The following is a 12,150-nucleotide window of genomic DNA, read 5'->3' on the forward strand; positions in this document are numbered from 1 at the left end:
TCCCCTGCGGGGACAGACCCTCAGCCTGGAGCGTCAGTGGCGATCCCGCGGCGTATCAAGGCTTGGGGTCTGTCCCTCCGGGACTGACCCCGGTTTCCTTCCGCGGCGCGGTATCGCCGCCCGGTGAAATATCGTTTCAAGCTTTGGTGAATTTCGCAATTGCCGCATGCAAGCCGCGAACACACAATATTGCGCACAACAGCAGGTTCGTAACGAATAAAACGAGGAGACGCTTTGAAACAGTTCAAGCTGACCGCGATCGCGCTGGCTGCCGCGCAGATCGCCATGATGTCGCAGGGCGCCCAGGCCCAGACCACCGCACCGGCCCCCGCGGCCGACGCCCCCGTCACCGTCGTCGTCACGGGCCAGCGCGGTTCGCTCGAATCGGCGCAGAAGATCAAGCAGGACTCGGACGAAATCGTCGACTCCATCGTGGCCGAGGACATCGGCAAGCTGCCCGACCGCTCCGTGACGGAAGTGCTGCAGCGCGTGGTCGGCGTGACCATCGACCGCACCATGAGCCGGGGCGATCCCGAGCACTATTCGGTGGAAGGTTCGGGCGTGTCGATCCGCGGCCTGTCGCTGGTGCGTTCGGAGCTGAACGGACGCGACTCGTTCTCCGCCAACGGCGGGCGCTCGCTGAACTTCGAGGACGTGCCGCCCGAGCTGATGGCGGGCCTGGACGTCTACAAGAACCCGTCCGCCGAGCAGATCGAAGGCGGCATCGGCGGCCTGGTCAACCTGCGCACGGCGCTGCCGTTCGACTTCAAGGGCGCCAAGGTCGGCATCTCGGCGCAGTCCACCTACTCCGAACTGCGCAAGGGCAAGTGGTCGCCGTCCGGTTCCGCGCTGCTGTCGAACCGCTGGAAGACCGGCATCGGCGAAGTGGGCGCGCTGTTCGACTACGCCTACTCGGAAAGCGGCACCCGCACGGACGGCTTCCAGGTCGAGCCCTACTATCCCCGCAACGACATCGAACCGGGACGCACCGTCTGGGTACCGAAGGGCACGCAGTGGCGCACGCTGAACTTCGACCGCAAGCGCCAGGGCCTGTACGGCGCGCTGCAGTGGAAGGCCAACGCCGACCTGCGCTCGCACCTGACCTACTTCAAGTCGAAGTACGAAATGCAGTGGGACGAGCAGGCGCTGTTTGCCGCCTCGAACCCCTACAACATCGGCCTGCGCCCCGGCGCCACTTACAGCCCGGCGGGCGCGCTGTTGACGGGCACGATGTACGACCGTGTCGACGCCGGCATCAACTTCGGCGACGACACCCGCATCGCCACGCGCAAATCCGACACCACCGACCTTTCCTGGAACGTGACGTGGCGCGCCAACGAGCGCTGGTCGTTCACCTCCGACCTGCAGCGCATCAAGGCAACGACCCGCGGCCTGGACTCCACCGTCGCGACCGGCGTGCAGATGCCGGAACAGCAGATCGACCTGTCGGGCAACGTGCCGAACCTGATCTTCACGGACGCCCAGCGCGCCTACCTGGCCAATCCGAACAGCTACTACTGGGCCTTCACCCAGGAGCACATGGACCGCAGCGAGGCGGTGTCGAAGGCCTGGAAGGGCGACGCCAAGTACACGTTCGACCACCCCGTGCTGCGCGACCTGCGCTTCGGCGTGCGCTTCACCAAGCGCGATTCGCTCAACGAGAACTCGAACCCCGACTACAACTGGTCGCCGATCTCGCAGACCTGGCAGCTGGGGAACAACATCGACAACCTGGCCTGGCTGGCCGACCCGCGCTTCTCCGGCGCCACCCACCTGACGACGTTCCCCAATTTCTTCAACGGCAAGGCCAACGTGCCGGCGCTGGTGTTCCCCGACACGTCGTGGGCCACCGGTTTCCCCGGCTCCTACGCGGCGCTGCACGAGTTCCACAACATCCTCTGCGCCGAGCGCGCGGCCAGGACGGGCCAGGCGCAGAACTGCGCCACCTGGACGCCGGCCAAGTTCGGCGGCAACCCGGCCGGCATCAACGAGCAGTCGGAAAAGACCAAGGCACTCTTCACCCAACTGCGCTTCGGCTTCGACGACTGGAAGTACCCGGTCGACGGCAACGTGGGCGTGCGCTACGTGAAGACGGAGATGGAAGCGCGCGGCTACACGAACTTCACGCCGCCCAGCGTCACCATCCTGCCTGGGAACACCGTGACGGGACCGGCCGTGCCAATCATCCCGGCCTTCTCGGCCGCGCAGGCCTACGCCAACTCGTACCACAACGTGCTGCCCAGCCTGAACCTGCGCCTGAAGGCCCGCGACGACCTGCAGTTCCGCTTCGCGCTGTCGAAGGCGATGTCGCGGCCCGACTTCAAGGACCTGCAGGGCTATGCCCAGCTGACCCAGGACATCAAGCTGACCAACTTCATCCTGGAAAACCGCACGGTCGTCGACAGCATGACCCTGACGGGCGAAGGCAAGGGCAATCCGCTGCTGCGTCCCACCACGGCCACGCAGTTCGACGTGACGGCCGAGTGGTACTTCGGCCGCGGCAGCTCACTGACGGTCGCGCTGTTCAACAAGCGGCTGAAGGACGTCATCGTCCAGCAAAGCTACGACTACCGCATCCCGGACGTCAACGGCACGCCGCAGAACTTCACCGTGACGGGTCCCGTCAACGGTGCCCGCGGCCGCGCCACTGGCGTGGAGATCGCCTACCAGCAGTACTTCGACAAGCTGCCCGGCGCGCTGTCCGGCCTGGGCGTGCAGGTCAACTACACGTTCGTCGACAGCAGCACGAAACCGTACCGGCCCACCTTCTCGGCCTACTGCTCGGGCGGCAATACGGCGGCCAACCTGAACCTGAACCAGAACGGCTGCGATACGGACGGCCGCGGCTTCGGCAACCTGCCGCTGCAATACCTGTCGCGCAACTCGTACAACCTGGCGCTACTGTACGACAAGGGTCCCTGGTCGGCCCGCCTGGCCTGGAGCTGGCGGTCGAAGAACCTGCAAGGCATCAACGTCAACGGCACCAAGGGCGGCGACGGCGTCGATTCCAATCCCGCCAGCCCGACGTTCGGCCAGCACAACGTGGGCTGGGCGCTGCCGCTGTGGTCGGACGACTACGGCCAGCTCGATGGTTCGCTGTCGTACCAGATCAACGAACGCGTGTCGATCGGCCTGGAAGCGCAGAACCTGACCGATGCCAAGGCCAAGCAGCTGATGCAGCAGGGGATCGGCATGATGGGCCGCGCGTGGTTCGTTTCGGGACCGCGCTATACCGCGCAGCTGCGCTATTCTTTCTGACATGCTTATGAAAACGTTTGCGCAGTTGATTGCCGCCGCCGCGCTGGCGGCCGCGTTTCAGGCCACGGGTGCGGAGCTGCCCCGTCTCGTGACGCAGGACGGGCGCCACGCCCTGATGGTGGATGGCGCGCCGTACCTGATGCTGGGCGCGCAGGCGCACAACTCCAGCAACTACGTGGCGGCGCTGCCGAAGGTCTGGGCCGCCGTGGCGGACGCCAACGCCAACACGCTGGAGATCCCGGTGGCGTGGGAACAGGTCGAGCCGGTGGAGGGCAAGTTCGACTTCAGCTACGTCGACACGCTGGTGCATCAGGCGCGTGAGCGCAACGTGCGCCTCGTGCTGCTGTGGTTCGGTACGTGGAAGAACACGGGGCCCAGCTACGTGCCGGAATGGGTCAAGTTCGACAACGCGCGCTTCCCGCGCATGCAGGACAAGGACGGCAAGCCGATCTACTGCCTGTCGCCCCATGGCACCGAGACGCTCAAGGCCGACCGCAACGCGTTCGTGCAGCTGATGACGCACCTGAAGCGGATCGACGGCGAGCAGCACACCGTCATCATGGTGCAGGTGCAGAATGAAGTGGGCACGTACGGCTACGCGCGCGACTACAGCCCGGCGGGCCAGAAGGCGTTTGCGGGTGCCGTGCCCGCGGCGGTGCTGAAACAGCAGAAGTCACCCGTCAAGGGCGCGGCCAGCGGCACGTGGCAGCAGGTCTACGGCGACTACGCCGAGCAGTACTTCCACACCTATGCGATCGCCAGCTACATCGAGGAGATCGCCAAGGCGGGCCGCGCCGTGTACGACCTGCCGATGTTCGTCAACAATGCGCTGCGCGATGCGGTCGAGCCGCTGGCGCCGTGGAACAAGAACTTCGCCAGCGGCGGGCCGACCTACGACGTGATCGGCATCTACAAGGCCGCGGCGCCCCATATCGACGTGGCCGGGCCGGACATCTACGAGCCGGCGTCGACCAAGGTCATGGCCACCCTGGACAAGTTCCACCGTCCCGACAACGCGCTGTTCGTGCCGGAGATCGGCAACTCCACCGTCTATCCGCGCTACGCGTTTGCCGTGCTGGGACGGGGCGGCATCGGCTTCGCGCCGTTCGGCATCGACTACGCCGACTACAGCAACTTCCCGCTGGGCTCCAAGGCCACCGACCGCACGATGGTGGCGCCGTTCGGCACGATCTTTGGCGTGTTCCGGCCGATGGCGCGGCAGTGGGCGCGGTGGGCATTCGAGGGCCGCACGCGCGGTGTGGCCGAGGGCGACGACCGCGCGCCGCAGACCGTCGCGCTGCGCAACTGGAAGGCCACTGTGTCGTTCCGCGAGTGGCAGTTCGGCGAGGCGCAGTACTTCAAGCACATCCAGGACAAGCCGGCCGGCACCGAGGCGCCGAATGGCGGCGTGGCCGTGGCGCAGATCGGCGACAACGAGTTCATCGTCGTCGGCCAGCATGCCCGCATCAAGTTCGAGGGCACCGGCACCAATGCCGGCAAGCCATCGATGTATGCAAGGGTGGAAGAAGGCCAGTTCGACAGCCAGGGCCGCTGGGTCATGGAGCGCAACTGGAATGGCGACCAGACCGACTACGGCCTCAATTTCATGGCGCGCCCGACGGTGCTGCGCGTGAAGCTCGGCACTTACTAAGACAGGGGACAAGGACAATGCAGATGAAGACAATCAGCCTGGCGTGCATGGCACTGGCCATGACGGGCGGCCCGGCATGGGCCGGCACCTTCCAGCAGAGCGCGCACGGCATCGTGGTGGTGCCCGACAGCGGCGCGGCGAAGGAGATCCGGCTGGAGCTCATGGCCGACAACATCGTCCACGTCGTCAAGATCGACCAGGCCGGCAAGCAGCTGACGCCTTCCATGATGACGGTGGCCAAGCCGTGCGCCTGCACGTTCACGGTGAAGAAGAGCGGCAATGCGGTGGCGCTGGCGGCAAGGAACGTCGTCGCCACCGTCTCGTTGACGGACGGGCAGGTCCAGTTCGCCGATCCGAAAGGCCGGGTATTCCTGCAGCAGGCCAGCGAGAGCATCGCCCCTGTGAGCCTGGGTGGAAAATCCTTCGTGACCGTCAAGCAGGGCTTCAACCACGGCACCAGGGATGCGTTCTACGGCACCGGCCAGCACCAGAACGGCCAGATGAACCTGAACGGCGAGGACGTCCTGCTGCAGCAGCACAATATGGACATTGCGGTGCCGTTCGTGGTCTCTGACAAGAACTACGGTGTCCTGTGGGATAACAATGGCATCTCCCGCTTCGGCGATGCGCGCCCGTACGGTCCGATGAAGCGCGACCTGCAGCTGGCCGATGCGGACGGCAAGCCGGGCGCCCTGACGGCGCGCTACTACGTGGACGGCAAGCTGGCGCTGACGCGCCGCGAGGACGACCTGCGCTACCAGTACCTGAAGGACGTCGCCGAATTCTGGCCGAAGGAACTCGGCCCGCTCAAGGGCCTGAAGAACGTGCGCGTGGTATGGGAAGGCACGCTGGCGTCGGCGAAGCCGGGCCGCCACAAGATGCAGCTGTACTCGTCCGACTACGCCACCCTGACCCTGGACGGCAAGCCGGTGCTGGACGTATGGCGGCAGGGCTGGAATCCTTGGTACCACAACTTCGAAGTCGATTTCGCCCCAGGCAAGCCGGTCAAGTTCCACCTCGACTGGAAGCCCGAAGGCGGCATGATCGCCGTCACGCACAACGATCCGCTGCCGGCGCCGGAGCGTCATTCGCTGACCCTGTCGTCCGAGGTGGCAGAGGCGATCAATTACTACGTCATCCGCGACACCAGCATGGATGGCGTGATCGGCGGCTACCGCAAGCTGACGGGCGAGCAGCCGATGATGCCGAAATGGGCATTCGGCTTCTGGCAGTCGCGCCAGCGCTACGAGACGCAGCAGCAGTTGCTGGACACGGTCAAGCAGTACCGCCAGCGCGGCTGGCCGCTCGACAACATCGTGCAGGACTGGTTCTACTGGCCGGAGAACGGCTGGGGCTCGCACGACTTCGACAAGGCCCGCTTCCCGGATCCGAAAGGCATGGTGGACAAGGTGCACCGCCAGAACGTCCACATCATGTTCTCGATCTGGGGCAAGTTCTACGCCAACACCGACAACTACAAGGAGCTGCAGGCGGCCGGCGGCATGTGGACGAAGAACGTGGAGAACGGCGACCTCGATTGGGTCGGGCCGGGCTACAAGAACAGCCACTACGACCCGTACACGCAGCAGGCGCGCGACATCTACTATCGCCAGATGAAGACGAAACTGGTGGACCTGGGCATCGACGCGTGGTGGATGGACAATACGGAGCCGGACGTGCTGTCGAACTCGCGCCTGGAGGACTTCAAGCAGCTGATCGGCCCGACCGTGTACGGCCCGGGCGAGGTGACGTTCAATACGTACAGCCTGGCGCATACGCAGGGCTTCTACGAACACCTGAAGCGCGACCAGCCCGACAAGCGCCAGTTCATCCTGTCGCGTTCCGGCTTCGCCGGCGTGCAGCGCAACGCCGTTGCGATCTGGAGCGGCGACACGGTCGGCCGCTGGAACAACCTGTACGACCAGATCTCGGCGGGCGTGCAGGCGTCGCTGTCCGGCCTGCCGATGTGGACCCACGATATCGGCGGCTACGCCCAGGAGACCCGCTTCCAGACGGGCGAGCTGGGCTCGGCCCAGGAGAACCGCCGCATCGACGGCAGCCAGGCCAAGCCGGAGGACGTGCGCGAGTGGCAGGAAATGAACCTGCGCTGGTTCCAGTTCGGCGCGTTCTCGCCGCTGTTCCGCTCGCACGGCGAAGTGGTCAAGCGCGAGATCTACAACCTGGCGCCGGAAGGCTCGGCCACGCGCGACTCGATGGTGGCGTACCTGAAGCTGCGCTACCGCCTGATGCCGTACATCTACGCGACAGCGTCGGACACGCACTTCCACAACGGTTCGATCATGCGCGGCCTGGTAATGGACTTCCCGCGCGACGACAAGGTCAAGGACATCCGCGACCAGTACCTGTTCGGCCGCTCGATGCTGGTGGCGCCCGTGTACACCTACGGCGCGCGCGAACGCAGCGTCTACCTTCCCAAGGGCGCCACCTGGTACGACTGGTTCACGGGCGAACGCCACGAGGGCGGCCGCACGATCGTCGTCAAGGCACCGGAAACCCAGATGCCGCTGCTGGTGAAAGCCGGCGCCATCGTGCCGATGGGGCCCGTCACGCAATACGTCGACGAGAAGCCGGACGCACCGCTGACCTTGAAGGTCTACCTGGGCGCGGACGGGCAATTCAGCCTGTACGAGGACGACGGCGTGACACAAGCCTACCGCAAGGGCGAGTTCACCCGCATCCCGCTGCGCTGGGATGAGCGCAGCCGCACGCTGTCGATCGGCGCGCGCGAGGGCCAGTACCCGGGCATGGTGGCGCGCCGCACGTTCCGCGTGCACTTCGTCAAGCCGGGCGTGTCGTCGAACGACACCCTCGATACGGCCGACAAGGAAGTAAGCTACGACGGCAAGGCCGTCAGCGTGAAGCTGTGATGGCGGCGCGCATGAGGAAGCTGGTCGCATGCGTGCTGGCGACGCTGCTGGCGGCGAGCGCCCAGGCCCAGCAGGGCGATCCGCAGCAGCGCGCCCGGCAGACCGTGGCGCAGATGACGCAGGAGGAGAAGCTGCGCCTGGTGTTCGGCTACTTCTCCACCGATTTCAACGGCGTGGCGCGGCCCAAGGAAGGCATCAACTACACGGCCGGCTACATCCACGGCGTGGAACGGCTGAAGATCCCGCCGCAGCACCAGACCGACGCGGGCATCGGCGTGGCCACGCAGCCGTCGCCGGCACCGCGCGGGCGGACCGCGCTGCCGTCCGGCCTCGCCACCGCCGCCACGTGGAACCGCGCGCTGGCGTACGAGGCGGGTGCGATGATCGGCAAGGAGGCCAAGCTGTCCGGGCACAACGTGCTGCTGGCCGGTTCCGTCAACCTGATGCGCGAACCGCGCAATGGCCGCAATTTCGAGTACGGGGGCGAGGACCCGCTGCTGGCCGGCACGATCACGGGCGAGCAGATCCGCGGCATCCAGTCGAACGGCATCGTCTCCACGGTAAAGCACTTCGCCTTCAACGACCAGGAAACCAACCGCACGACGATCGACGTCAAGGTGGGTGACGCGGCCGGGCGCGTGTCCGACCTGCTGGCCCTGCAGATCGCCATCGAGCACGGCAATCCCGGTTCCGTCATGTGCTCGTACAACCTCGTCAACGGCGTATATGCCTGCGAGAGCGACTACCTGCTGAACCGGGTGCTCAAGCGCGACTGGGGTTACCGCGGTTACGTGATGTCGGACTGGGGCGCCGTGCACTCGACCATCCCCGCCGCGCTGGCGGGCCTCGACCAGCAGTCCGGCTGGCCGTTCGACGCGTCGCCATACTTCGGCCCCGCGCTGCGCGAGGCTGTGGACAACGGCCACGTGCCGAAGGCGCGGCTGGACGACATGGTCACGCGCATCCTGTGGGCCATGTATGCGAACGGCCTGATGGACAATCCGGTGCCCGTCGTCGAGCCGGACAAGATCGATTTCGCCGCGCATGCGCAGGTGACCCGGCGCGGCGCGGAGGAGGGCATCGTGCTGCTCAAGAACGCGGACGGCGTGCTGCCGCTGGGGCAAGGCTTGCGCAGGATCGCCATCATCGGCGGCCACGCCGACGTGGGCGTGCTGTCCGGTGGCGGCGCCGCGCAGGTGCATCCCGTCGGCGGCAGCGCCGTCAAGGGAGAAGGCCCGCAAAGCTTCCCCGGTCCGATCGTCTGGTACCCGTCGTCGCCCATGAAGGCATTAGCGGCCCGCACGAAGGCCGAGGTGGTGTACCACGACGGCAAGGACGTGGCGGCGGCGGCGCGGCTGGCGGCGCAAAGCGATGTCGCCATCGTGTTCGGCACCCAGTGGACGGCGGAGAGTCTCGACGTGCCGTCGCTGGCCCTGCCGGACAACCAGGATGCGCTGGTCGATGCCGTCGCCAGCGCCAACCGCCGCACGGTGGTCGTGCTGGAAACCGGCGGTCCCGTGACGATGCCGTGGGTGGACAAGACGGCCGCCGTGCTGGCGGCCTGGTATCCCGGCACGGCCGGGGGCGAGGCCATTGCCCGGGTGCTGACGGGCGAGGTGGACGCCGCCGGCCGCCTGCCCGCCACGTTCGCGCGCGACGAGGCGCAACTGCCGCGGCCGAAGGTGGACGGCGATCCCACCAGCAAGACGGGGCGTTTCACGACCGACTACGACATCGAGGGCGCAGCCGTCGGCTACAAGTGGTTCGAGAAGACGGGCCGCAAGCCCCTGTTCGCGTTCGGCCACGGCTTGTCGTACACGACCTTCGCGTTCGACGGGCTGGTGGCGCGGCCGGCGGCCAAGGGCGACGTCACCGTCGACTTCACCGTCAAGAACACGGGGTCTCGCCCTGGTTACGCCGTACCGCAGGTGTACGCGGGCGCGGCCAAGGGCGCGGGCTGGGAAGCCCCGCGCCGCCTGGCCGGCTGGGACAAGCTGCTGCTGCAGCCGGGCGAGCAGAAGCAGGTCAGCGTGACGGTGCCGGCGCGCATGCTGGCGGTCTATTCGCCCAAGGCCGGCGCGTGGAAGGTGGTGCCGGGGCAGTACACGTTGACGCTGGCGACGGCGTCGGATGCGCCGGTGGCCCAGGCCAGCGTGCGCGTGGGTGCCACCACGATTCCCGTGTCGCTGCAGCCGGCCCGCTGACGGCCTGGCCGGTGCGGGCGGGGTATGCTATGGTCCGGCCCCATGAAGACACTCCTCCGCATCGGTACGCTGCTCGCGTGCCTGGGCATGGGCGGGCCGGCCCATGCCGAAGAAGCGCCGCCGCCCGCATGGCACGACCAGCGCGTGCTGACGGCCGATTTCGCGTTTTCCGCCCTGGCCACGGTCGAGGACGAGGAATGGTTCACGATCCGGGGCATCCGCGTCGTCAGCCGCAAGACGGGGCAGGTCGTGCAGGAGCTGCCCATCGAGGGAGCTGAGGCCATCCGGCGCGATGCCGACGAACTGGTGCGCATCGTCGATGCGAACTTCGACGGCCGCCCTGACATCGTCATCACGTACATGGAGGCGGGTGCCGGTCCGAACTACGTCGATGGCTTCTACCTGTTCGATGCACGCCAGGGCCGCTTCGTGCCGGATACGGACCTGTCGCAACTGACCCAGCCCGCCATCCACGCCGACGGCACCATCACGTCCTCGTCGCGCGGCGGCTGCTGCCAGTTCGACATGGCGACCTACCGCTATGTCAACGGCAAGCTGGTGCTGGTGGAGGCCAGCGAAGAGGCGATGACGGCCGATGGCAAGTGGATCGAGACGAGGACGCGCAAGCTGGTCAAGGGTAAATGGCAGCGGCGGTTCAAGCGGGTGCCTAATCGTCCAGGTGCTCAGTAGAACCGGGGTCAGTCCCCTTGTGGCGTACGAGGTTGCCTCGTCCGCCGCTACTTACCGGGGACAGACCCCAGGCCTCGGCCGTTGTGGAGGCATTGCAGTGAAAGACGAGCTCAGGGTCTGTCCCTGAGCCTTCCCCACAAATTTCTGTTGTAAACGGAAGCGGAAGCTGTTAACTTTCAATCCCAAAAACGGCGCATGCATGGCTGTGTTAGCCCTTTTATTCGTAGCGACCAAACTGCGAATGAAAGGCACAGACCATGCATGCACAGCAAATCATACAGAAGTTTTTGGCCGATCAGTGCTCCGCGATGCACGCCAAACGGCGGAGATGCTTGGCCGATGCTGTCGAAGCGGCCCGCAGCGGCGGGCTGGCAATGATGGGAATGAGCAAGGCGCTAGAAAGTGAAGTAAGCCTACGCTATCGGATCAAGCGCATCGACCGCCTTCTAAGTAACGCTCACTTGGCCAAGGAGCGGGTAAGCATCTTCAAGGCCTTGGCGCACCACCTCCTGCCGCATCAGGAGCGCATTGCAGTGATCGTCGATTGGTCTGATTTGCTGCCGGATGTAAGTCAGCATTTGCTGCGCGCCGCCGTGGTGGTGGAGGGGCGTGCGATCACGATTTATGAGGAGCTGCATCCGACCAAGTCGTATGGCAGCAGACAAGTCCATCATCGTTTCCTGGAGACTCTACGGACGGTACTGCCTCCACACCGCAGTCCAGTGATCATCACCGACGCGGGCTTTCGGGGGACTTGGTTCCAGATGCTCGGCGAGCTCGGCTACGATTGGATCGGTAGAATTCGTAATCTCGACACGGTTCGCGCAGAAGGCACCACGAAGTGGCAGCCTTGCAAAGAGCTTTACCCTCACGCCACTAAGGTCCCACGCGATTTGGGACGGTTCGAACATACCCAATCGCGCTTGGTGAAATGCCGTCTGACTTTGGTGAAGAAGTCGCCCCAAGGGCGAAAGAAATTGACCGTCTTCGGCAATGACGCCGGCAGCCATCACAGCAACAAACAGCGTAAGGGACAATCCGAACCCTGGCTGTTGTCCGTCTCACCAGGGCTATCGAAGCTGCGTGCAAAACAGATCGTCGCCTTATACAGCTGTCGCATGCAAATCGAACAGACTTTCCGCGACCTCAAAAGCCCGCGGTGGGGGATGGGGATTCGCCACAGTCAAACACGCCAACCCAAGCGTCTCGCCGCACTACTTCTTATCGGCACCTTGCTCAGCTTCGCCCTATGGATCATCGGCATCGTTGCGCAAAGTCGGGGCTATCGTATGCGCTACGGCAGCAAACCCAAATCCGCGAAAACTGTGTCGATCGTTTCCTTAGCTCGCCAATGGCTCGCCGACGTCAGGTATCGAAGGCTGACGCACAGCCAGCTCCGCGAAGCTATGCAGGAGCTGGCTAGTCTAGTACTCGTCTACTAAAAATGAGGGGAAGGCTC

Annotated in this window: 6 protein-coding genes; all 6 read left to right on the forward strand. The window is 65.5% G+C overall.

All coding sequences use genetic code 11. The features are described 5' to 3' along the window. The first annotated feature begins 234 nt into the window (after positions 1-234). The 6 genes from PX653_RS03590 (at position 235) to PX653_RS03615 (ending at position 12,133) form a co-directional block, all read left to right on the forward strand. Complete coding sequence (locus PX653_RS03590) at positions 235-3,258, forward strand: TonB-dependent receptor (protein ID WP_277416556.1); 3,024 nt, start codon at positions 235-237, stop codon at positions 3,256-3,258. Positions 3,259-3,265: 7 nt separating this feature from the next. Then, entirely contained in the window at positions 3,266-4,909 is a 1,644-nt protein-coding gene (locus tag PX653_RS03595; protein WP_277416557.1) for a GH35 family beta-galactosidase, read from the forward strand. 23 nt (positions 4,910-4,932) lie between these two features. After that, the gene (locus tag PX653_RS03600) at positions 4,933-7,797 is read left to right on the forward strand and encodes a TIM-barrel domain-containing protein (RefSeq protein ID WP_277416558.1); all 2,865 of its coding nucleotides are present in this window, start codon (positions 4,933-4,935) and stop codon (positions 7,795-7,797) included. An 11-nt stretch (positions 7,798-7,808) separates the two neighbouring features. After that, positions 7,809-10,001 (forward strand): beta-glucosidase family protein, encoded by a 2,193-nt coding sequence (locus PX653_RS03605; protein ID WP_277416559.1) that lies wholly within the window; start codon positions 7,809-7,811, stop codon positions 9,999-10,001. Between the two features lie 42 nt (positions 10,002-10,043). Then, positions 10,044-10,691 carry an XAC2610-related protein gene (locus PX653_RS03610; protein WP_277416560.1) on the forward strand — a complete coding sequence of 216 codons (648 nt, stop codon included), beginning with the start codon at positions 10,044-10,046 and terminating at the stop codon, positions 10,689-10,691. 257 nt (positions 10,692-10,948) lie between these two features. Next, entirely contained in the window at positions 10,949-12,133 is a 1,185-nt protein-coding gene (locus tag PX653_RS03615; RefSeq protein WP_277416561.1) for an IS4 family transposase, read from the forward strand. Positions 12,134-12,150: the final 17 nt, after the last annotated feature.

This window comes from Pseudoduganella chitinolytica (genome assembly GCF_029028125.1).
GTDB lineage: Bacteria > Pseudomonadota > Gammaproteobacteria > Burkholderiales > Burkholderiaceae_D > Rugamonas > Rugamonas chitinolytica.

Excerpts from the sequence above, each read along its gene's own strand:
- PX653_RS03595 (WP_277416557.1), top strand. The coding sequence starts at position 3,266 with ATGAAAACGTTTGCGCAGTTGATTGCCGCCGCCGCGCTGGCGGCCGCG.
- PX653_RS03600 (WP_277416558.1), top strand. The coding sequence starts at position 4,933 with ATGAAGACAATCAGCCTGGCGTGCATGGCACTGGCCATGACGGGCGGC.
- PX653_RS03605 (WP_277416559.1), top strand. The coding sequence starts at position 7,809 with ATGAGGAAGCTGGTCGCATGCGTGCTGGCGACGCTGCTGGCGGCGAGC.
- PX653_RS03610 (WP_277416560.1), top strand. The coding sequence starts at position 10,044 with ATGAAGACACTCCTCCGCATCGGTACGCTGCTCGCGTGCCTGGGCATG.
- PX653_RS03615 (WP_277416561.1), top strand. The coding sequence starts at position 10,949 with ATGCATGCACAGCAAATCATACAGAAGTTTTTGGCCGATCAGTGCTCC.